This window comes from Ensifer sp. SSB1 (assembly GCF_016652895.1).
Taxonomy (GTDB): domain Bacteria; phylum Pseudomonadota; class Alphaproteobacteria; order Rhizobiales; family Rhizobiaceae; genus Ensifer.
In genome coordinates, this window is the sequence record NZ_JAEPRP010000105.1 from 6,808 (window position 1) to 25,627 (window position 18,820).

Genomic DNA, 18,820 nt, shown 5'->3' on the forward strand with positions numbered 1-18,820 from the left:
AGTTCCTGGATCGTCTCGTGAACATCGCTCTTCCGCGCGTTCGCGACTTCCGCGGCCTCAATCCGAAGTCCTTTGATGGTCGTGGCAACTTCGCCATGGGCGTGAAGGAGCACATTGTGTTCCCTGAGATCAACTACGACAAGGTTGATCAGATGTGGGGCATGGACATCATCGTTTGCACGACGGCTACTAACGACGACGAAGCTCGTGCTCTGCTCGCAGAGTTCAACTTCCCGTTCCGTCAGTAATCGTAACGACAAGCGTAAAGAAGGATAACAGTAATGGCGAAAACGAGCGCAGTTGAAAAGAACAAGCGCCGCCGCAAACTGGTTGCCTCGCAGGCTGCAAAGCGTGCCGCTCTGAAGGCGACCATCATGAACCAGTCTCTCCCGATCGAAGAGCGGTTCAAGGCAACCATCAAGCTGGCAGGTCTGCCGCGCGATGGATCCAAGACCCGCATCCGCAACCGTTGCGAAGTTACCGGCCGTCCGCGCGCCTTCTATCGTAAACTTCGTATGTCGCGTATTGCGCTTCGCGAACTGGGCAACCTCGGCAAGGTGCCGGGCGTCGTCAAGTCGAGCTGGTAAGGAGACGGGCACATGGCAATGACTGATCCGCTGGGCGATATGCTCACCCGTATCCGTAACGGCGCGGCACGCCGCAAGTCGAGCGTTTCCACGCCGGCTTCCAAGCTGCGCGCACGTGTTCTGGATGTCCTTCAGGCTGAAGGCTACATCCGTGGATACTCCGAAGTCGTATTCGGCAACGGCAAGGCCGAGCTGAACATCGAACTGAAGTACTACGAAGGCGCCTCCGTGATCCGTGAGATCGGGCGCGTCTCCAAGCCGGGCCGCCGAGTTTATGTCTCGGTTAAGTCCATTCCGCAGGTCGCGAACGGCCTCGGCATCACCATCCTTTCGACTCCGAAGGGCGTGATGGCCGATCATCAGGCACGCGAACAGAATGTTGGTGGCGAGATCCTTTGCTCCGTCTTCTAAGGAAGGCGTAGCAGAGTTCTCCATAGCGAACAGACAGGTATAAAAATGTCTCGTATCGGTAAGAAGCCCGTTCAGGTTCCGGCAGGCGTCACGGCAAGCGTTGATGGCCAGAAGGTAACGGCGAAGGGCCCCAAGGGCGAACTGTTCTTTGTTGCAAACGACGAAGTATCGGTAGCGCTCGAAGAAAATGCGGTTGTTGTTCAGCCGCTCAACCAGAGCAAGGATGCTCGTTCGAAGTGGGGCATGTCCCGCACGATGATCGAGAACATCTTCAAGGGTGTCAAGGACGGTTTCGAACGCAAGCTCGAAATCAACGGCGTCGGTTACCGCGCGTCGCTGCAGGGCAAGAACCTGCAGCTGGCCCTCGGTTTCAGCCACGACGTGGTCTACCAGACGCCTGAAGGCATCACGATTGCTGTTCCGAAGCCGACCGAAATCATCGTGTCCGGCATCAACAAGCAGCAGGTCGGCCAGGTTGCCGCGGAGATCCGCGAATACCGCGGCCCCGAGCCCTACAAGGGCAAGGGCGTCAAGTATGCCGAAGAGCGGATTGTCCGCAAAGAAGGCAAGAAGAAGTAAGGATCACGCGAAATGGCTAGCAGGAAAGATACTCTTGTACGTCGCGCCAACCGCGTGCGCCGTCAAATCAAGGCGGTCGCGAATGGCCGTCCGCGCCTGTCGGTTCATCGCTCGTCGAAGAACATCTACGTACAGGTTATCGATGATGTGGCCGGCAAGACGCTTGCGTCTGCCTCCACGCTCGACACCGATCTGCGTTCGTCGTTGAAGACGGGCGCTGACGCGGCAGCTGCGGCTGCCGTCGGCAAGCTCATCGCTGAGCGCGCCGTAAAGGCCGGCGTCAAGGACGTTGTCTTTGATCGTGGCGCCTTCATCTATCACGGTCGCATCAAGGCTCTCGCCGAAGCTGCGCGTGAAGGTGGTCTGAACTTCTGATCGTTTGCCAGGCGAGCCTTGTGCTCGCCTGGCACCCTCATAAGTTTCCGGTCGCTTCCGCTCCGCGTGGAGGGGGCGACTTTTGTCAATCTGCCGATTGCACCCGGAAAAGAAAAAGGAAAAGGACAATGGCACAGGAAAGAAGGGGTTCTCGCGAAGATCGCCAGAACCGCGAAGAGCGCGACAGCGAATTTGTCGATAAGCTCGTAGCAATTAACCGCGTCGCCAAGGTGGTGAAGGGCGGTCGTCGTTTCGGTTTCGCAGCTCTCGTCGTCGTTGGCGACCAGAAGGGCCGCGTTGGCTTCGGTCATGGCAAGGCGCGCGAAGTGCCGGAAGCCATCCGCAAGGCAACGGAAGCCGCAAAGCGCGACCTGATCTTCGTCCCGCTGCGTGGTGGTCGTACCCTGCATCACGACGTTCACGGCCGTCACGGCGCCGGCAAGGTGCTGCTGCGTTCGGCCAAGGCCGGTACCGGTATCATCGCTGGTGGCCCGATGCGCGCCGTTTTCGAAACGCTCGGCGTTCATGACGTCGTCGCTAAGTCGACCGGTTCGTCGAACCCGTACAACATGGTTCGCGCCACGTTCGACGCCCTCAAGAACCAGATGCACCCGAAGGACATCGCAGCTCAGCGCGGCATGAAGTACGCCACGCTCCAGGCTCGTCGTGTTGCCTCCGGCGCTGCTTCCGAAGAATAAGGGAGCTGACAGATGGCTAAGAAAGAAGTCGCCGCGAAGACCGTTACCGTCGAGCAGATCGGTAGCCCCATTCGCCGTCCGGCCGTACAGCGTCAGACGCTCATCGGTCTGGGCCTCAACAAGATGCACCGGGTTCGCACGCTGGAAGACACTCCGTCTGTTCGCGGCATGATCCGGACCGTCCAGCACCTCGTTCGCGTCGTCGACGAGAAGTGAGGGGGATAAGATCATGAAACTGAATGAAATCAAGGACAACGAAGGCTCGACCCACAGCCGCAAGCGTCTCGGCCGTGGTATCGGCTCGGGCTCCGGCAAGACGGCCGGCCGCGGTGTAAAGGGTCAGAAGGCTCGTTCGGGCGTTGCCATCAACGGCTTCGAAGGCGGTCAGATGCCAATCTACCGTCGTCTGCCGAAGCGCGGCTTCAACAACATCTTCGCTTCGGAGTTTGTTGTCGTGTCGCTCGGCCGCATCCAGACGGCAATCGACGCCAAGAAGCTCGACGCTTCCAAGACCGTCGATGCAGCTGCCCTCAAGGCTGCTGGCGTTATCCGTCGCGAAAAGGACGGCGTCCGCGTTCTCTCTGACGGCGAACTGAAGGCGAAGGTTTCGATTGAAGTTGCTGGCGCTTCCAAGTCGGCGATCGAAAAGATCGAAAAGGCCGGCGGTTCGGTCAAGCTGCTCGCAGCTGCTGCTGAATAATATTATTGATGAACCGCCCGGGGTGCTTCACTCCGGGCGGTTTTGCTCCCATATGTGAGCCTCACGTCCGCAGCCGGCGAATCGGTCGCCGCGAGCGGACATAGCGGAAACCACGGTGAGGCATCCGATTGCAGACACAATCGCCTCGCGTCCGGTTTTCAATACGAAAAGTTACTCCTTCCGGAACGGACCGGGTGTTCCCGCTGATTCCGAGATTTGGTACGCGGAGAATTGCATGGCTTCTGCAGCGGAACAGCTCGCCTCGAACCTGAATTTCTCGACTTTCGCTAAGGCGGAAGATCTGAAGAAACGACTTTGGTTCACGCTTGGTGCGCTTCTGGTTTACCGTCTTGGCACCTATATCCCGCTGCCCGGCCTCAACCCGGACGCGTTTGCCCAGGCATTCCGCGGCCAGAGCGGTGGTATTCTCGGCCTCTTCAACATGTTTTCGGGCGGTGCAGTTGAGCGCATGGCGATCTTTGCGCTCGGCATCATGCCCTATATCTCTGCCTCGATCATCGTTCAGCTGATGACCTCGGTCGTTCCGGCTCTGGAACAGCTGAAGAAGGAAGGCGAGCAGGGGCGCAAGATCATCAACCAGTACACCCGTTACGGCACGGTGCTTCTCGGCACGGCGCAGGCTTACGCCATTGCTGTCGGCCTCGAGAGCGGCAACGGCCTCGTGAACGATCCGGGTTGGTTCTTCCGCATTTCGACCGTCATTTCGCTGCTCGGCGGCACCATGTTCCTGATGTGGCTCGGTGAGCAGATCACCTCGCGCGGTATCGGCAACGGTATTTCGTTGATCATCTTCGCCGGTATCGTTGCGCATCTGCCGACGGCATTGGCCGGCACACTTGAACTTGGCCGCACCGGCGCGCTTTCTACCCCGCTGATTCTGGCGATCATCATCATGGTCGTCGCCGTCATTGCCCTGATCGTCTTCGTCGAACGGGCGCAGCGCCGGCTTCTGATCCAGTATCCGAAGCGCCAGGTCGGCAACCGCATGTTCCAGGGCGACACCTCGCACCTGCCGCTGAAGCTTAACACCTCGGGCGTCATTCCGGCGATCTTCGCCTCGTCGCTGCTGCTCTTGCCGGCGACGCTTGCGGGCTTTGCCAACACGGCGACGCTACCGGGTTGGGCGACCACGATCGTTGGTTCACTTGGTCACGGCAAGCCGCTTTATATGGTCCTTTACGGTGCGATGATTGCGTTCTTCGCCTTCTTCTACACGGCGATCGTCTTCAATCCGAAGGACACGGCCGACAATCTGAAGAAGCATGGCGGCTTCATCCCTGGCATTCGCCCGGGCGAGCGCACTGCGGAATACATCGATTACGTCCTGACGCGCATCACCGTCATCGGTGCGATCTACCTGATCTTCGTCTGCATTCTGCCGGAAGTTCTGATTTCTCAGACCGGCGTGCCGTTCTACCTTGGTGGTACGTCGCTTTTGATTGTTGTCAGCGTGACCCTTGATACGGTAGCACAGATCCAGGGCCATCTCATCGCACAGCAGTATGAGGGGCTGATCAAGAAGTCGAAGCTGCGCGGAGGAAAGAGGGGACGATGAGACTGATTTTTTTGGGGCCGCCAGGCGCTGGCAAGGGGACACAGGCCAAGCTTCTGACGGAGAGATACGGCATTCCGCAGCTTTCCACAGGCGATATGCTGCGGGCCGCCGTTGCCCAGGCGACTGAGGTCGGCAAGCGTGCGAAGGCAGTCATGGACGCCGGTCAACTGGTGTCTGATGAGATCGTCAACGAAATCGTGTCGGATCGCATCGATCAGCCGGACTGTGCGAAGGGGTTCATCCTGGATGGTTACCCGCGCACCGTTCCGCAGGCGATCGCACTCGGCAGGATGCTGGAAGGCAAGGGTCTGAAGCTCGATGCAGTCATCGAGTTGAAGGTCGACGAGGCAGCCCTTGTAAAGCGTATGGAGAATCGCGTAGCAGAGACCATCGCTGCGGGAGGCGCCGTTCGTTCGGACGACAATCCGGAAGCCTTCAAGCGACGCTTGACTGAGTATCGCGAGAAGACTGCACCGCTCTCCGAGCACTATGCCGGCACCGGCCAGCTGAGAACGGTCGATGGCATGGCGGAAGTGACCACTGTCACCGCAGAGATCGAGAAGATTCTGGCTTAGACACTGGTCTTTGCCGAAAAGGAACCGCCGGGGAGTTGACTTTCCCGGCCGATTCCGCCAAAGACAGCGCCAACTCGCGACAAGAGAGCGATCGGCGCGGTCTTCAAAGAAAATGAAGTCCGAGTGCGGTCGTTTTTGACGTGTCTCGAACCTCAATCAACGTGCGGCTCTTCGAGGTCGCGTAACGAAGCACCTATTGCCGGATGGCAACTGGAACGCAAGGAGAATAGACGTGGCACGTATCGCTGGCGTCAACATCCCGACGGCAAAGCGCGTAGTTATCGCGCTGACCTACATTCACGGGATCGGCCCGAAATTCGCACAGGAAATCATCGAGAAGGTCGGTATTCCGGCAGATCGTCGCGTGCATCAGCTGACGGACGCTGAAGTCCTGCAGATCCGCGAAACGATCGACCGCGATTACCAGGTCGAAGGTGACCTGCGTCGCGAGACCTCGATGAACATCAAGCGCCTGATGGACCTCGGCTGCTACCGCGGCCTGCGTCACCGTCGTGGCCTGCCGGTTCGCGGTCAGCGCACCCACACCAACGCCCGCACCCGCAAGGGTCCGGCGAAGGCGATTGCCGGTAAGAAGAAGTAATTTCCCGAAAAGGGAGATTGGGAGGCTGGCGTCAAGCGCCGGCCTCCTTTTGCAGTTTGGAAAGGCGCTTGCCTGACCTTTGTCCGGTCGATTGGCCGGATGTTAAGTCCGTCAAGTGGGTATCCCGCTCGACGGGAAATGAAGATGCAGGGCAGGGGACGACAAATCCTTTTCCCGGTGGAGCCGCTGGAATTACGGCGGTGCAGAGATCTAAGAAAGGGATCCTATGGCCAAGGAAGCCACCCGCGTTCGCCGTCGCGAACGCAAGAACATCACGTCTGGCGTTGCGCACGTCAATTCGTCGTTCAACAACACCATGATCACCATCACCGACGCACAGGGCAACGCGATTGCCTGGTCGTCTGCCGGTGCAAAGGGTTTCAAGGGTTCGCGTAAGTCGACCCCGTTTGCCGCTCAGATCGCCGCTGAAGACTGCGCCAAGAAGGCTCAGGAACACGGCATGAAGTCGCTGGAAGTCGAAGTTTGCGGTCCGGGTTCCGGCCGTGAGTCCGCTCTTCGCGCGCTGCAGGCTGCGGGCTTCATGATCACCTCGATCCGCGATGTGACCCCGATCCCGCACAACGGCTGCCGTCCGCGCAAGAAGCGCCGCGTCTGATCATATGCATTCAAAATGCCGGTGAGGGGGTATCCGCTCTCTCCCGGTCTTCGGGGCTCGGTTGTCACGATTGGATGGTGGCAACGAACGGAAGGCAGAAAACATGATCCAGAAGAATTGGCAGGAACTGATCAAGCCGAACAAGGTGGAGTTCGTCTCCTCCGGCCGCACCAAGGCAACGCTGGTTGCGGAGCCGCTTGAGCGCGGCTTTGGTCTGACTCTCGGCAACGCGCTTCGCCGCGTGCTTCTGTCGTCGCTGCGCGGTGCTGCTGTCACCGCAGTGCAGATCGACGGCGTTCTGCACGAGTTCTCCTCTATCCCGGGCGTCCGGGAAGATGTGACGGACATCGTGCTCAACATCAAGGAAATCGCCATCAAGATGGATGGCGACGACGCAAAACGCATGGTCGTGCGCAAGCAGGGTCCGGGCGTTGTTACCGCCGGTGACATCCAGACGGTTGGCGATATCGAAATCCTCAACCCGAACCATGTGATCTGCACCCTCGACGAGGGCGCGGAAATCCGCATGGAGTTCACCGTCAACAACGGCAAGGGCTACGTGCCGGCTGATCGCAACCGTTCGGAAGATGCTCCGATCGGCCTGATCCCGGTCGACAGCCTGTACTCGCCGGTCAAGAAAGTGTCCTACAAGGTGGAAAACACCCGCGAAGGCCAGGTTCTTGATTATGACAAGCTGACGATGTCCATCGAGACGGACGGTTCCGTTACCGGTGAAGATGCGATCGCTTTCGCGGCCCGCATCCTTCAGGACCAGCTGTCGGTGTTCGTCAACTTCGACGAGCCGCAGAAGGAAGCAGAGGAAGAGGCAGTCACCGAACTCGCCTTCAACCCGGCGCTTCTCAAGAAGGTCGACGAACTGGAACTTTCGGTCCGTTCGGCCAACTGCCTGAAGAACGACAACATCGTCTACATCGGCGACCTCATTCAGAAGACCGAAGCAGAAATGCTCCGCACACCGAATTTTGGTCGCAAGTCGCTGAACGAAATCAAGGAAGTTCTCGCTTCCATGGGCCTGCACCTCGGCATGGAAGTGCCGTCCTGGCCGCCTGAGAACATCGAAGATCTCGCCAAGCGTTACGAAGACCAATACTAACCATTAGACTGCGGGCGAATGCCTGCAAGTGAAGGAGAATAGCCATGCGCCACGGTAAAGCCGGCCGCAAGCTGAATAGAACCGCCAGCCACCGCAAGGCGATGTTTGCCAACATGGCAGCCTCGCTGATCCAGCACGAGCAGATCGTTACGACGCTGCCGAAGGCCAAGGAAATCCGCCCGATCGTCGAGAAGCTCGTCACGCTCGGCAAGCGCGGTGACCTGCACGCTCGCCGCCAGGCGATCTCGCAGATCCGCGACGCTGCCGTCGTTTCGAAGCTGTTCGACACGATCGCATCGCGCTACGCCACCCGCAACGGCGGCTACCTGCGCATCATGAAGGCTGGCTTCCGTCACGGCGACAACGCCGCGCTCGCCGTCATCGAATTCGTTGACCGCGACGTCGACGCCAAGGGCGCCGCCGACCGCGCTCGCGTTGCCGCTGAAGCCGAAGCTGCCGAAGCAGCCTAAGCCGATCGAAGGTAGTGAAATCAAAGCGGCCGGGTGGTGATCACCCGGCCGCTTTTTCTATGTGCCTGTTGCTTGGGCGTATTTTGAAGGCTCGTTCGTTCAGACGCGGTTTCGCTGAACGCGAGGTAGGACGAAGAACGCTTCAGGCTCTTCCGGGGGCTGTCCTGGCCGGTGCGTTGGCCGCGTGTCGTTTCCGGCGCAGATAGGGTTTGCGCACCAGCCGCCACACGAGCAGAACGGTGACCAGGCCAAGGTAGAGCATCTGATCGGGACCGACGACCTTCACCGACATCGAAAAATGCAGCGCACCGGCTGCGGCGATCAGATAGGCGAGCCGGTGCAGCGTGTTCCATCGTGTGCCGAGTTTGCGGATCGACCAGTTGTTGGACGTCAGCGCCAGCGGGATCAGCATGACGAACGCGGCCATGCCGATGGTGATGAAGGGACGCCGGGCGATGTCGGCGAGGATGGCCGGCACGTTCAGCACCTGATCGAGCAGCATATAGGCGAGGAAGTGCATCAGCACGTAATAGAAGGCGAGCAGCCCCAGTGCCCGGCGGTAGCGCAACCAGTTGATGCCGAAGAGATCGCGGATCGGGGTGATTGCCAACGTGGCCACGAGAAAACGCAGTGCCCAGATCCCGAGCAGATGCTCGAATTCCTTGACCGGATTGCCGGGCAATTGACCGGTAGCGCCAAGATAGAAGGCATAAGCGGCCGGCAACAGGCCAAAGCCATAGAGCGCCCAGACCGAGGCCGAATGAAAGCGTTTCGGGAGTGTGGGCAGGCTGGCCATCTTCAGTAGTTCGCTCTCAGATCCATGCCGGCATAGAGGCCAGCGACATCGTCGGCATAGCCGTTGAAGGGCAGGGTATCACGGCGATTGGAGCCGAAGAAACCGCCGCCGCCGATGCGGTTCTCCGTCGCCTGACTCCAACGTGGATGATCGACGGCCGGATTGACGTTGGCATAGAAGCCGTACTCGTTCGGAGCCGAGAGGTTCCAGGTCGAGGGCGGCTGCGTTTCGGTGAGCGAAATCCGCACGATCGACTTGATTCCCTTGAAGCCATATTTCCAGGGCGTAACCAGCCGGACAGGTGCGCCATTCTGGTTGGGAAGCGTTTTGCCGTAAACGCCGACGGACAGCAGCGTGAGCGGGTGGCGGGCTTCATCGAGCCGAAGCCCCTCGCGATAGGGCCAGGGCAGCGGCTGGAAGAAGCCGGATTGGCCCGACATCTCCGACGGGCGCACGACGGTTTCGAATGAGACGTATTTGGCGCTGCCAAGCGGTTCCACCTTGTCGAGCAGGGTCGAAAGCTGGAATCCGGTCCACGGGATCACCATCGACCACGCCTCGACGCAACGCATGCGATAGACGCGTTCCTCGATCGGGAACTTCAGCAGTTCCTCCAGCCCGAACTCTTGAGGTTTGCCGACGAGGCCATCGACCTTCACTGTCCAGGGCGTCGGCTTGAAGCCGCTCGAGTTGGCGGCCGGATCGCCTTTGCCGGTCCCGAATTCATAGAAATTGTTGTAGCTCGTGACGTCGGCCTCAGGGGTCAGGTCCTCGTCGACGACGTATTTGCCCTTTGGTGCGCTGAGCGCTGCGGCCATACCTGTGCTGCTTCCGGCGAGAAGGATGCCACCGGCTGCAGCGCCCAGGAATGCGCGGCGATTGATGAAGACGTTCTCCGGGGTGATTTCCGAGGAAACGATTCGGGGTGGACGGTAGGATGGCATGGTTTTATCCGATAGTGTTTTATGAGCCTTGTCTTGTACGAACTCAGCAGACTTTCGATCACCGTGAAAGGGGGGGCGGAACCACGTTTTCGTGCGTAGCGCGTGAAGCCGGCAATTTTGCGTATCCTGCGCCAACGTTTGCCTTTTTTCCCGCGAAATCCTATCTGAACGTAGCCGAGACGAATAGGAGAATGCTTCACATGATCGTTGGCCAAAGAGCGCTTGTTGCGCTCGTCATTGCTGTCTCTCTCGCCTGTCCGGCGCTGGCGCAGGACCCCAAGACGGTTCCGCAGTCACGCACAGAAATGCAGCTTTCCTTCGCGCCGCTGGTCAAGCAAACGGCGAATGCGGTCGTCAACGTCTACGCCGAACGGGTGGTCGAACGCCGCTCGATCTTTTCCGGCGATCCCTTCTTCGAGGAGTTCTTCGGCCAGCGTATGCCGAACCGGTCCGAGAAGCAGTCCTCGCTCGGTTCCGGCGTAATCGTCGGCAAAAACGGCATCGTCGTTACCAACAACCACGTCATCGAGGGCGCCGACGATATCAAGGTGGCCCTGGCCGACGGCCGCGAGTTTCCCTGCAAGATCGTGCTCAAGGATGACCGGCTCGACCTGGCCGTCCTGAAGATCCAGTCGGAAGGTCCGTTCGAGATCGTTCCGCTCGGAGATTCCGATGCGGTCGAGGTCGGCGACCTTGTGCTCGCGATCGGCAACCCCTTCGGCGTCGGCCAGACGGTGACGAGTGGCATCGTGTCGGCGCTGGCGCGCAACCAGGTTTCGTCGGGCGATTTCGGCTTCTTCATTCAGACCGACGCGGCGATCAATCCCGGCAATTCCGGTGGCGGTCTTATCGACATGAACGGCGAGCTGATCGGCATCAACACCGCGATCTTCTCCAAGGGCGGCGGTTCGAACGGCGTCGGCTTTGCCATTCCAGCCAATCTGGTGAAGGTCTTCGTCGCCTCCGCCGAAGGCGGCAATGGCACTTTCGTGCGTCCTTTCATCGGCGCCAGCTTCGAACCGGTGACCTCGGAAGTGGCTGAAGCACTTGGCCTCAGCCGCGCCCGCGGCGCGCTGGTGACTGCAGTCGTCGCCGGCGGCCCGGCCGAACAGGCAGGCATCAAGCCGGGGCAGGTGATCACCGCCGTGAACGGCATCGATGTCGAACATCCGGACGCGCTCGGCTACCGCCTGACGACCGTCGGCATCGGTCACGAGGCGCGCGTCACTGTTTCGGAAAACGGCAAGCCGCGGGAGGTGACGCTGAAACTCGACCGCGCGCCGGAAACGTCGCCACGCGACGAACGGCTGATCGAAGGGCGCAATCCCTTTGCCGGCGCGGTCGTCGCCAATCTGTCGCCACGCCTTGCTGACGAGCTGCGCATGTCGACGTCCCTCCAGGGCGTCGTCGTCATGCAGGTCAACCGCGGCTCGCCGGCGGCCCGCATTGGTCTGGAACCGAAGGACATCGTGCGGTCGGTCAACGGCACCGCGATCGACACCTCGAAGACGTTGGAGCATGTGATGGCCGACGATGCCTCCTTCTGGCGCGTTGAAATCGAGCGGAACGGCCAACTCATCCGTCAGTTCTTCCGATGAGCGACCTGTTCACAGCCCACGAGCCACCGGAAATGGCGTCGGCAAGACCGCTTGCCGATCGGCTTCGTCCGCGCACGCTTGCCGAAGTCACCGGCCAGGAGCACCTGACCGGTGATGACGGCGTGCTGTCGCGCATGATCGCGTCGGGTTCTCTCGGATCGATGATCTTCTGGGGACCGCCTGGCACCGGCAAGACGACGGTCGCGCGTCTGCTTTCGGGGGAGGCGGGGCTCGCCTTCGAACAGATCTCGGCCATCTTCTCCGGTGTCGCCGATCTCAAGAAAGTGTTCGAATCGGCGCGTGCGCGGCGCATGTCCGGTCGGCAGACCCTGCTCTTCGTCGATGAGATCCACCGCTTCAACCGCGCCCAGCAGGATAGCTTCCTGCCCGTCATGGAGGATGGCACAGTCATCCTCGTCGGTGCGACGACGGAGAATCCGTCCTTCGAGCTCAACGCCGCTCTCTTGTCCCGCGCCCGCGTGCTGACGTTCAAGCCGCACGGTGAAGCCAGCATTCAGGAGCTTCTTTCGCGGGCCGAGCAGGCGGAGGGCAAGACGCTTCCGCTTGACGCGGATGCCCGCGCCAGCCTTATCCGCATGGCCGATGGCGATGGCCGAGCAGCACTGACGCTGGCAGAGGAAGTCTGGCGCGCAGCACGGCGCGATGAGATCTTTGACGCGGCAGCCCTTCAGAACATCGTCCAACGCCGGGCGCCGGTTTACGATAAGGGCCAGGACGGTCACTACAATCTGATCTCCGCGCTGCACAAGTCGGTGCGCGGCTCCGATCCGGATGCGGCACTCTACTATCTCTGCCGAATGTTCGATGCCGGCGAAGACCCGCTTTATCTTGGGCGACGGCTTGTGCGCATGGCGGTGGAAGATATCGGCCTTGCCGACCCCCAGGCCCTGGTGATCTGCAACGCCGCCAAGGACGCTTATGATTATCTGGGCTCGCCGGAGGGGGAGTTGGCGCTCGCCGAGGCCTGCGTCTATCTGGCGACTGCGCCGAAATCGAATGGCGTTTACACAGCCTACAAGGCGGCGATGCGTGCTGCCAAGGAGAACGGCTCGCTGCTGCCGCCGAAGCACATTCTCAATGCACCGACCAAGCTGATGAAAGGCGAAGGCTACGGTGACGGCTATCGCTACGATCACGACGAACCGGACGCTTTTTCCGGCCAGGATTACTTTCCCGAGAAGATGGGTCGCCAGACCTACTACGACCCGCCGGAGCGTGGTTTCGAGCGCGAGATCCGCAAGCGGCTCGAATGGTGGGCGAAGCTCCGCCGGGAGCGCAATACCCCCTAGAATGCCCAGAGATTGCAAGACGGCGTTCGTTCGTGCGCGGCCCGGAGCAAACCCTATCGGTTCGACGGTTTCAAGCGCTGCGCGAGTGGCTTAGCTTTGCCACCGGTGCAAAGCTGATCTGCCCGCGGCTGCCTTGCTGTCGGCGCTGGAGTGTGAGATAGAACCCGCATTGCAGACGGCTGCACGGTTCGCGATGACGATACCGAACATCCGCGGGGACGGCCTCGCTCCAATTTTAGGAGTTTGACATGGCCTGGTTCCTTCTTCTGCTTGCCGGTATCCTCGAAATCGGTTGGGCAATTGGCCTTAAATACACCGACGGCTTCACGCGGCTCACGCCGACCATCCTGACCGTTGGTTCGATGATCCTCAGCATCACGCTGCTCGGCCTCGCGGTCCGCACCCTGCCGCTCGGCACGGCTTACGCGGTCTGGACCGGTATCGGCACCGTCGGCACGGTCATCCTCGGCATCTTCCTGTTCGCGGAGCCTGCGACCTTCATGCGCCTCGGCTGCATCGCACTCATTGTCAGCGGCATTGCCGGGTTGAAGCTCGCGGCTTAACGCTGCGGAGTGCATTGACGTTGCGTCAGGCTCCCAAGTCGCACCACCGCCACAAAATGAAGCGGGCTGCGCGTCATGAAAGACGCGCAGCCCGCAATCGTATTCAGCGATATCGCGTGAATTTCAGCGAAGGGCGTCCAGGACCGCGGCGGTTGCCTGCATTTCTTGCCAGCGGTTTTCACGCCGGCGGAAAGCCTCCTCGTCGGTTCCCCAGTGCTCGATCTGCCAGTCTTCGTCCACATGCGCGGCCGTCCAGGCTTCCTCGGCCGAAAGCCGGCCGGAGGCGAACGCAAGTGCCAGCAGGGCCGAGCCCGTCAGGCTCGTCACCGTGTGGATGCAGGTGAGGCCGAGCGGGGTCGCGAAGGCGCGCAAGCCTTCCGCATAGGCGGAAAGCGCCTCTTCCGGCTGTTCCTGATGGATGACGCCCTCGGCGAGGATGAAGCGGGCGCCGAGCGTCTGCTGCGCCCAGTCGAGCACAGGATTCCAGATCTCGTTCTGGCGCGCGACCAGTCCTTCCGGGCTGTCGGCGCGATAGCAGAGCATGTCGGTTCCGGCGAAGCGCAGGATGTCGTCAAAGACCGAGCGCTGGTCTTCCGCGACACCGTCGAGCGCCGTGTTGACGAGGCGGGTGATCGGCATGCGGGCCGGGTCGATGACCTCGGTCTGCGCCTCCCATTCGGCCGCGAGCATATCGGCGAGCTTGCGCGTCGGCACGGCAAGCGGCTGCTTGGCTGGCGTGCGCACGGTACGGCCGTCGAGCAGCACGCTGTGCGTGTCGCCTTCGGCCGCAGCGATGCTGACCTCCTTGTAGAAGCGCTTCGGCAGCGGTTTCAGCATCTGGATCTGCGCGCGGCGGACTGGATCCTCGTGGCTCATCGCACTGCTGAGTTCGTCGCGAATATCAGGCATGATTGTGTTCCATCCATTCAATGATGTCGGCCGGCGTCCGGGCGACGAAGTCCGCCCCCGCCTCGATGAGGTCGGGAACGGACGCATACCCCCAGGCGACGCCGATGGCGGCGGCACCTGCAGCCTTGGCCATTTGCATGTCGTAGATAGCGTCGCCGATGACAACCGTATCCTTGGCGTCGATGCCGGCTTCCGAGCAGCATTCCGTCACCATCGCCGGATGCGGCTTGGAAGGGCAGTCGTCGGCGGTACGGGACACGAAGAAGATCCGGTCGAAGCCGTGCGTTTCGGAGATATGGGTCAGGCCACGTCGCGACTTGCCGGTGACGGCGCCGATCAGCAACGCCTCGCGCGACGAGAGCGTCTGCATCATGTCGGCGATGCCGGGAAACAAAAGCTCCTGGAAGCCCGCTTCGCCGCGCACGCCTGCGAAGATCGATTTGTAGTGGGCTGTCATAGCCAGCGCCAGATCGTCCACGTGCTCGCGCCCGAGCAGGCGCGCGATGGCGATGTCGAGCGTCAGTCCGATGATGCCCTTGGTCGCCGAGAGCGGCGGGCGCTCGAGATCGAACGCCTCGAAAGTGCGCGCCATCACTTCATGGATCAGGCCGCCGCTGTCGACCAGCGTGCCGTCACAATCAAAAAGCGCCAGTTTCATCAGTCGTCCTCGCCGGGCTCGTTCTCTTCGAAGCCCAGCAAATTCCAGCTCTGGACCATGTGCGGCGGTAGCGGCGCGGTCACGCGCAGGCGACCACCATCCGGGTGCGGAATATCGATGTGGCGCGCGTGCAGATGCAGACGGTTCTGCATGCCGCCGGGCAGGCTCCAGTTGATATCGGCATCGAAATACTTGGGGTCGCCGAGGATCGGGTGCCCGATGTGCAAGGCATGGACGCGAAGCTGATGGGTGCGGCCGGTATAGGGCTCCATTTCCAGCCAGGCGAGGTTCTGTGCAGCCTGTTCGCGAATGCGGTAGTAGGATATGGCGTGGTCAGCACCATCTTCGCCATGTTTGGCGATGCGCATGCGGTCGCCGTCCGGCGTCTGTTCCTTGACCAGCCAGGTCGAGATGCGGTCTTCGCGCTTGCGCGGCACGCCCTTTACCAGCGCCCAGTAGGTCTTCTTGGTATCACGCTCGCGGAAGGCGGCAGTCAGTTTCTGTGCGGCGCCGCGCGTGCGGGCGATGACAAGTACGCCGGAGGTGTCGCGGTCGAGGCGGTGCACCAGGCGGGGCTTCTCGCCACGCTGGTTTGTCCATGCCTCAAGCATCTGATCGATGTGGCGGTTGACGCCGGAGCCGCCCTGGACTGCAAGTCCTGCCGGCTTGTTCAGCACGATTACCTTGGCGTCCTCGTGCAGCACCATTCGCGACAGGAGTTCGCTGTCCGGCGAGTGCCTGAGGTCGCGGCCGGCGATCGGGCCGGTCTTTGCCTCCTTGGAATCGACGCCGAGCGGCGGGATGCGGATCGTCTGGCCGGGTTGGATACGGGTGTCGGATTTGGCGCGTGCGCCGTCGACACGAATCTGACCGGAGCGCAGGAGCTTCTGCAACGGACCGAAGCCCAACCCTGGGAAATGCACCTTGAACCAGCGATCGAGGCGCATGCCTGCTTCGTCACCGTCCACTTGTCTGTGTTCTATGCCTGCCATTTGAGCGAACCTGCTTTCTGTTTCCGCAGCGTCGCGCGTCGGTCCGAAGCTCCTGCGTTGGGATGGACGCAAGAATAACGCTTCAGGCGCGCAAAGGCTGCCGCAATCCTTTGGCCGCTGCATTACCATGCCCTCGAAACGATGATGAATGGGGGCCAATGCAGCAATGCGCCGCGTTTCCCCATGGATACGCAGCGCCTGTGGGAGCAGCCTTTAGACTATTGCGCGCACCAGAGCCAGCCCGCTGAAGACCGCGAGGATCGAAAGCGCCACGCTGGCGATCACGTAGACGATCGAAAGCACGACATCGCCTCGCTCGGCGAGCGTGATTGCATCCAATGAGAAGGCGGAGAAGGTCGTGTAGCCACCGAGAACACCGGTGATGAGGAATACGCGCATTTCCGGCGACGCGCCGAACTTGCGCATGATCATCTCCGCCAGAAGGCCGATCAGGAACGAGCCTGTGACATTGACCCCGAGAGTGCCCCACGGGAAGCTTGGCCCGAAGCGGTGAATGGCCCAGAGACCGGCGAGATAGCGCAGGATCGAGCCGATCGCGCCACCGGCGCCGACGAGAAGAAGGTGGGTCATCAGTCGCTCCGGGTCAATTCGGCTCAGGCCAGCCGATCGGCGTGCCACTTCAGATGATCGTCCATGAAGGTCGAGATGAAATAATAGGAGTGATCGTAGCGTTCGTGCATGCGCAACGTCAGATCGATGCCTGTGCCCTTCACGGCTTCTTCGAACAGCCAGGGGCGCAAACCGTTTTCAAGGAAGCCGTCCGCCTTGCCCTGGTCGATCAGGAATTCAGGGAAACGCGCACCGTCCTTGACCAGCGCGCAGGCATCGTATTGTCGCCAGGCGGCGTGATCGGTTCCGAGATATTTCTCGAAAGCGCCGACCGACCAATCGGCCGTCGATGGCTCGACGATGGGGGCGAAGGCCGAGCAGCTCTTGAACCGATCCGGGTGCTTGAGGGCGATCGTCATGGCGCCGTGACCACCCATCGAATGACCGAAGATCCCCTGGCGGCTCATGTCCATGCGGAAGTGCTGGCTGACAAAGGCCGGCAGCTCTTCGGTGATGTAGGTATACATCTGATAATGTTCAGCCCAGGGCTTTTCGGTGGCGTCGAGATAGAAGCCGGCGCCTTTGCCCATCTGCCAGTTCGTCAACTCGTCGGCAACGTCGGCGCCACGCGGGCTGGTGTCCGGGCAGACGACGATGAGGCCGAGTTCGGAGGCCATGCGTCTATACTCGCCTTTCTCCATGACGTTGGCATGCGTGCAGGTAAGGCCGGACAAGTACCAGAGCACCGGTCTCGGCTCCTTGATCGCCTGCGGCGGCACGAAAACGGCAAAGGTCATCTCGCCGTTGCAGGCCTCGGAATCGTGCGAATAGACGCCCTGCATGCCGCCGAAGGCGGTGTTTTGCGAAAGGACTTTCATGGAATGCTCCTTGGATAAGCTGCTCAGCCAGCAAGTTGCACGGCCGCATTGACGGCGGCGGCAACGAGCACAGTGTTGAAGAAGAACGAAACGATGGCATGCATCAGGTTGATGCGCCGCATGGCCGTCGTCGTGATGGCGACGTCAGATGTCTGCGCCGTCATGCCGACGACGAAGGAAAAATAGAGAAAATCGTAACCGCCGGGCTCGGGCGTCTCGGGAAATTCGAGGCCGCGTGCCGGCTCTGTTGTTTGCTGATCCTGGTTCGGAATCCAGTAGACATGGGCATAGTGCATAGCCGCCATCATGTGGATCGTCGCCCAACCAAGCACGACGGAGGCAAAGGCGAGGCCGAGCGCCAGGGCCGAGCCGGTTTTCTGGCCGTTGAGCGCAAAGAAGAGCGAGACGAGGGCGGTCGCTGCGGCGCCAATTGTCACGAGGAAGATCACCGCTTCCGGCTCATCGGTGTTGCGGGCGTGCGTTTTCAGGTGCCTGCCCGTCATCATCCGCAGGCGCCGCCAGCTCATGACGAGGTAAACGCAGAAGAAGGTGATCGCCGCGCCTTCGAGGACGAAGGGGCGCGCAGCGAACCAGAGAACCGGCACGGTCAGCGCACCGCAGATCAGGGCGGTGTAGAAGGGCCAGTGTCTGAGCTTTGTCGTCGCCGTCATTCATATGCCCCTTGCGATTGCGGTCCACCGCGGGCTTGCTCGTCGTGCTGTCACTTTTTCGACTGGCGCGCGAGTCGGTCAAGTGTTTCAAGAAAGGCAGACCGATCCCGCGGGCTGAAGGCGGCGTTGTAGCCCTTGCTTTCGCCGGTTTCGCGCAGGTGTTGCCCGAGGTCGCGCATCGCCGATGCCATGCCGATATTGCTTTTGTCGAAGAGGCGGCCGGAAGGACCGGTGACGAGCGCGCCGGCGGCAACGCAGCGTACGGCGAGCGGCACATCGGCGGTGACGACGATATCGCCCTCATGTGCTCGTTCGGCGATCCAGTTGTCTGCCGCATCGAAACCCGCCGAGACGATGACATTGTGCACCATCGGGTCACGCGAAGGGCGCAGGCCGGAATTGGCGACGAACGTCACTTCTATTCCGTGGCGCTCGGCCACCTTCAGAATTTCCGCCTTCACCGGGCAGGCATCTGCATCGACATAGATCATCTTGAATCAATTTCTCAACGGGACTGAAAAGGCGCCGGAAAATCAATCGACTCCGGCGCCTTCCTGAATCAAATTAAGAGCTTAGTATAGCACCACCGAGCGGATGCTTTCGCCGGAATGCATCAGTTCGAAGCCCTT

Annotated in this window: 25 protein-coding genes and 1 pseudogene; 17 read left to right on the top strand and 9 right to left on the bottom strand. The window is 60.9% G+C overall.

The features are described from left to right. The 14 genes and pseudogenes from I8N66_RS23465 to rplQ form a co-directional block, all read left to right on the top strand. Positions 1–248 (top strand): annotated as a pseudogene (locus I8N66_RS23465) (50S ribosomal protein L5); the annotation flags it as partial. A gap of 33 nt (positions 249–281) precedes the next feature. Beyond that, on the top strand, positions 282–587 hold the full coding sequence (rpsN, locus tag I8N66_RS23470; protein ID WP_104667131.1) for a 30S ribosomal protein S14: 306 nt from the start codon (positions 282–284) through the stop codon (positions 585–587). Positions 588–599: 12 nt separating this feature from the next. After that, positions 600–998, top strand: coding sequence for a 30S ribosomal protein S8 (gene rpsH, locus I8N66_RS23475; RefSeq protein ID WP_025426677.1), 399 nt, complete (start codon positions 600–602; stop codon positions 996–998). 45 nt (positions 999–1,043) lie between these two features. Then, the gene (rplF, locus tag I8N66_RS23480; RefSeq protein WP_113541390.1) at positions 1,044–1,577 is read left to right on the top strand and encodes a 50S ribosomal protein L6; all 534 of its coding nucleotides are present in this window, start codon (positions 1,044–1,046) and stop codon (positions 1,575–1,577) included. Positions 1,578–1,589: 12 nt separating this feature from the next. Beyond that, positions 1,590–1,952 carry a 50S ribosomal protein L18 gene (gene rplR, locus I8N66_RS23485; RefSeq protein WP_025426679.1) on the top strand — a complete coding sequence of 121 codons (363 nt, stop codon included), beginning with the start codon at positions 1,590–1,592 and terminating at the stop codon, positions 1,950–1,952. A gap of 128 nt (positions 1,953–2,080) precedes the next feature. After that, complete coding sequence (gene rpsE / locus I8N66_RS23490; protein WP_113541389.1) at positions 2,081–2,650, top strand: 30S ribosomal protein S5; 570 nt, start codon at positions 2,081–2,083, stop codon at positions 2,648–2,650. A gap of 12 nt (positions 2,651–2,662) precedes the next feature. Next, positions 2,663–2,866 (top strand): 50S ribosomal protein L30, encoded by a 204-nt coding sequence (gene rpmD, locus I8N66_RS23495; RefSeq protein WP_043623384.1) that lies wholly within the window; start codon positions 2,663–2,665, stop codon positions 2,864–2,866. Positions 2,867–2,879: 13 nt separating this feature from the next. Continuing rightward, a complete protein-coding gene (gene rplO, locus I8N66_RS23500; protein WP_113541388.1) occupies positions 2,880–3,350 on the top strand; it encodes a 50S ribosomal protein L15 in 471 nt (156 codons plus the stop codon). A 235-nt stretch (positions 3,351–3,585) separates the two neighbouring features. Further along, on the top strand, positions 3,586–4,926 hold the full coding sequence (gene secY, locus I8N66_RS23505) for a preprotein translocase subunit SecY (protein WP_113541387.1): 1,341 nt from the start codon (positions 3,586–3,588) through the stop codon (positions 4,924–4,926). Further along, a complete protein-coding gene (locus I8N66_RS23510; RefSeq protein ID WP_223727030.1) occupies positions 4,923–5,501 on the top strand; it encodes an adenylate kinase in 579 nt (192 codons plus the stop codon). Before secY ends, I8N66_RS23510 begins: the two co-directional genes overlap by 4 nt. A gap of 232 nt (positions 5,502–5,733) precedes the next feature. Continuing rightward, positions 5,734–6,102 (top strand): 30S ribosomal protein S13, encoded by a 369-nt coding sequence (rpsM, locus tag I8N66_RS23515; RefSeq protein ID WP_034795586.1) that lies wholly within the window; start codon positions 5,734–5,736, stop codon positions 6,100–6,102. 226 nt (positions 6,103–6,328) lie between these two features. Further along, the gene (gene rpsK / locus I8N66_RS23520) at positions 6,329–6,718 is read left to right on the top strand and encodes a 30S ribosomal protein S11 (protein ID WP_003536496.1); all 390 of its coding nucleotides are present in this window, start codon (positions 6,329–6,331) and stop codon (positions 6,716–6,718) included. Between the two features lie 103 nt (positions 6,719–6,821). Then, on the top strand, positions 6,822–7,832 hold the full coding sequence (locus I8N66_RS23525; RefSeq protein WP_034795592.1) for a DNA-directed RNA polymerase subunit alpha: 1,011 nt from the start codon (positions 6,822–6,824) through the stop codon (positions 7,830–7,832). A gap of 44 nt (positions 7,833–7,876) precedes the next feature. Continuing rightward, positions 7,877–8,302 (top strand): 50S ribosomal protein L17, encoded by a 426-nt coding sequence (gene rplQ / locus I8N66_RS23530; protein WP_291158616.1) that lies wholly within the window; start codon positions 7,877–7,879, stop codon positions 8,300–8,302. 142 nt (positions 8,303–8,444) lie between these two features. Here rplQ and msrQ read toward each other — a convergent pair whose 3' ends face one another. Together msrQ and msrP are read right to left on the bottom strand one after the other, a co-directional pair. Beyond that, complete coding sequence (gene msrQ / locus I8N66_RS23535) at positions 8,445–9,098, bottom strand: protein-methionine-sulfoxide reductase heme-binding subunit MsrQ (protein ID WP_291158618.1); 654 nt, start codon at positions 9,096–9,098, stop codon at positions 8,445–8,447. Between the two features lie 2 nt (positions 9,099–9,100). After that, positions 9,101–10,042 carry a protein-methionine-sulfoxide reductase catalytic subunit MsrP gene (gene msrP / locus I8N66_RS23540; RefSeq protein WP_291158621.1) on the bottom strand — a complete coding sequence of 314 codons (942 nt, stop codon included), beginning with the start codon at positions 10,040–10,042 and terminating at the stop codon, positions 9,101–9,103. 200 nt (positions 10,043–10,242) lie between these two features. On the opposite strand from msrP, the gene I8N66_RS23545 reads away from it, so the two are divergent. The 3 genes from I8N66_RS23545 (at position 10,243) to sugE (ending at position 13,513) form a co-directional block, all read left to right on the top strand. Then, complete coding sequence (locus I8N66_RS23545) at positions 10,243–11,640, top strand: DegQ family serine endoprotease (RefSeq protein WP_291158623.1); 1,398 nt, start codon at positions 10,243–10,245, stop codon at positions 11,638–11,640. Beyond that, positions 11,637–12,950: a replication-associated recombination protein A gene (locus I8N66_RS23550; protein WP_291158626.1), complete on the top strand. Its 1,314-nt coding sequence runs from the start codon at positions 11,637–11,639 to the stop codon at positions 12,948–12,950. The genes I8N66_RS23545 and I8N66_RS23550 overlap by 4 nt, the downstream gene beginning before the upstream one ends. Positions 12,951–13,198: 248 nt before the next feature. Beyond that, on the top strand, positions 13,199–13,513 hold the full coding sequence (gene sugE / locus I8N66_RS23555; protein WP_113541380.1) for a quaternary ammonium compound efflux SMR transporter SugE: 315 nt from the start codon (positions 13,199–13,201) through the stop codon (positions 13,511–13,513). Positions 13,514–13,636: 123 nt separating this feature from the next. Here sugE and I8N66_RS23560 read toward each other — a convergent pair whose 3' ends face one another. The 7 genes from I8N66_RS23560 to I8N66_RS23590 form a co-directional block, all read right to left on the bottom strand. Next, positions 13,637–14,422, bottom strand: coding sequence for an ATP12 family chaperone protein (locus I8N66_RS23560; RefSeq protein WP_291158629.1), 786 nt, complete (start codon positions 14,420–14,422; stop codon positions 13,637–13,639). After that, complete coding sequence (locus I8N66_RS23565; RefSeq protein WP_113541378.1) at positions 14,415–15,080, bottom strand: HAD-IA family hydrolase; 666 nt, start codon at positions 15,078–15,080, stop codon at positions 14,415–14,417. The genes I8N66_RS23560 and I8N66_RS23565 overlap by 8 nt, the downstream gene beginning before the upstream one ends. Beyond that, entirely contained in the window at positions 15,080–16,072 is a 993-nt protein-coding gene (locus I8N66_RS23570) for an RluA family pseudouridine synthase (RefSeq protein ID WP_291158633.1), read from the bottom strand. The genes I8N66_RS23565 and I8N66_RS23570 overlap by 1 nt, the downstream gene beginning before the upstream one ends. 213 nt (positions 16,073–16,285) lie before the next feature. Beyond that, entirely contained in the window at positions 16,286–16,663 is a 378-nt protein-coding gene (gene crcB / locus I8N66_RS23575; protein WP_223727038.1) for a fluoride efflux transporter CrcB, read from the bottom strand. A gap of 23 nt (positions 16,664–16,686) precedes the next feature. Continuing rightward, positions 16,687–17,520 carry an S-formylglutathione hydrolase gene (gene fghA / locus I8N66_RS23580; protein WP_291158637.1) on the bottom strand — a complete coding sequence of 278 codons (834 nt, stop codon included), beginning with the start codon at positions 17,518–17,520 and terminating at the stop codon, positions 16,687–16,689. A gap of 23 nt (positions 17,521–17,543) precedes the next feature. Next, on the bottom strand, positions 17,544–18,191 hold the full coding sequence (locus tag I8N66_RS23585) for a DUF1345 domain-containing protein (RefSeq protein WP_113541374.1): 648 nt from the start codon (positions 18,189–18,191) through the stop codon (positions 17,544–17,546). Positions 18,192–18,241: 50 nt separating this feature from the next. Continuing rightward, the gene (locus I8N66_RS23590) at positions 18,242–18,682 is read right to left on the bottom strand and encodes a YaiI/YqxD family protein (protein ID WP_113541373.1); all 441 of its coding nucleotides are present in this window, start codon (positions 18,680–18,682) and stop codon (positions 18,242–18,244) included. Between the last annotated feature and the right edge of the window lie 138 nt (positions 18,683–18,820).

What these genes read in the sequence shown, in the direction of transcription:
- rpsN (WP_104667131.1), top strand. Translation starts at nt 282, where the DNA reads ATGGCGAAAACGAGCGCAGTTGAAAAGAACAAGCGCCGCCGCAAACTG.
- I8N66_RS23590 (WP_113541373.1), bottom strand. Translation starts at nt 18,682, where the DNA reads ATGATCTATGTCGATGCAGATGCCTGCCCGGTGAAGGCGGAAATTCTG.
- I8N66_RS23525 (WP_034795592.1), top strand. Translation starts at nt 6,822, where the DNA reads ATGATCCAGAAGAATTGGCAGGAACTGATCAAGCCGAACAAGGTGGAG.
- rpsH (WP_025426677.1), top strand. Translation starts at nt 600, where the DNA reads ATGGCAATGACTGATCCGCTGGGCGATATGCTCACCCGTATCCGTAAC.
- I8N66_RS23570 (WP_291158633.1), bottom strand. Translation starts at nt 16,072, where the DNA reads ATGGCAGGCATAGAACACAGACAAGTGGACGGTGACGAAGCAGGCATG.
- rpsK (WP_003536496.1), top strand. Translation starts at nt 6,329, where the DNA reads ATGGCCAAGGAAGCCACCCGCGTTCGCCGTCGCGAACGCAAGAACATC.
- rplO (WP_113541388.1), top strand. Translation starts at nt 2,880, where the DNA reads ATGAAACTGAATGAAATCAAGGACAACGAAGGCTCGACCCACAGCCGC.
- rplR (WP_025426679.1), top strand. Translation starts at nt 1,590, where the DNA reads ATGGCTAGCAGGAAAGATACTCTTGTACGTCGCGCCAACCGCGTGCGC.
- I8N66_RS23550 (WP_291158626.1), top strand. Translation starts at nt 11,637, where the DNA reads ATGAGCGACCTGTTCACAGCCCACGAGCCACCGGAAATGGCGTCGGCA.
- rpmD (WP_043623384.1), top strand. Translation starts at nt 2,663, where the DNA reads ATGGCTAAGAAAGAAGTCGCCGCGAAGACCGTTACCGTCGAGCAGATC.
- sugE (WP_113541380.1), top strand. Translation starts at nt 13,199, where the DNA reads ATGGCCTGGTTCCTTCTTCTGCTTGCCGGTATCCTCGAAATCGGTTGG.
- rplQ (WP_291158616.1), top strand. Translation starts at nt 7,877, where the DNA reads ATGCGCCACGGTAAAGCCGGCCGCAAGCTGAATAGAACCGCCAGCCAC.
- msrP (WP_291158621.1), bottom strand. Translation starts at nt 10,042, where the DNA reads ATGCCATCCTACCGTCCACCCCGAATCGTTTCCTCGGAAATCACCCCG.
- rplF (WP_113541390.1), top strand. Translation starts at nt 1,044, where the DNA reads ATGTCTCGTATCGGTAAGAAGCCCGTTCAGGTTCCGGCAGGCGTCACG.
- I8N66_RS23565 (WP_113541378.1), bottom strand. Translation starts at nt 15,080, where the DNA reads ATGAAACTGGCGCTTTTTGATTGTGACGGCACGCTGGTCGACAGCGGC.
- fghA (WP_291158637.1), bottom strand. Translation starts at nt 17,520, where the DNA reads ATGAAAGTCCTTTCGCAAAACACCGCCTTCGGCGGCATGCAGGGCGTC.
- secY (WP_113541387.1), top strand. Translation starts at nt 3,586, where the DNA reads ATGGCTTCTGCAGCGGAACAGCTCGCCTCGAACCTGAATTTCTCGACT.
- rpsE (WP_113541389.1), top strand. Translation starts at nt 2,081, where the DNA reads ATGGCACAGGAAAGAAGGGGTTCTCGCGAAGATCGCCAGAACCGCGAA.
- I8N66_RS23585 (WP_113541374.1), bottom strand. Translation starts at nt 18,191, where the DNA reads ATGACGGCGACGACAAAGCTCAGACACTGGCCCTTCTACACCGCCCTG.
- I8N66_RS23545 (WP_291158623.1), top strand. Translation starts at nt 10,243, where the DNA reads ATGATCGTTGGCCAAAGAGCGCTTGTTGCGCTCGTCATTGCTGTCTCT.
- crcB (WP_223727038.1), bottom strand. Translation starts at nt 16,663, where the DNA reads ATGACCCACCTTCTTCTCGTCGGCGCCGGTGGCGCGATCGGCTCGATC.
- msrQ (WP_291158618.1), bottom strand. Translation starts at nt 9,098, where the DNA reads ATGGCCAGCCTGCCCACACTCCCGAAACGCTTTCATTCGGCCTCGGTC.
- I8N66_RS23510 (WP_223727030.1), top strand. Translation starts at nt 4,923, where the DNA reads ATGAGACTGATTTTTTTGGGGCCGCCAGGCGCTGGCAAGGGGACACAG.
- I8N66_RS23560 (WP_291158629.1), bottom strand. Translation starts at nt 14,422, where the DNA reads ATGCCTGATATTCGCGACGAACTCAGCAGTGCGATGAGCCACGAGGAT.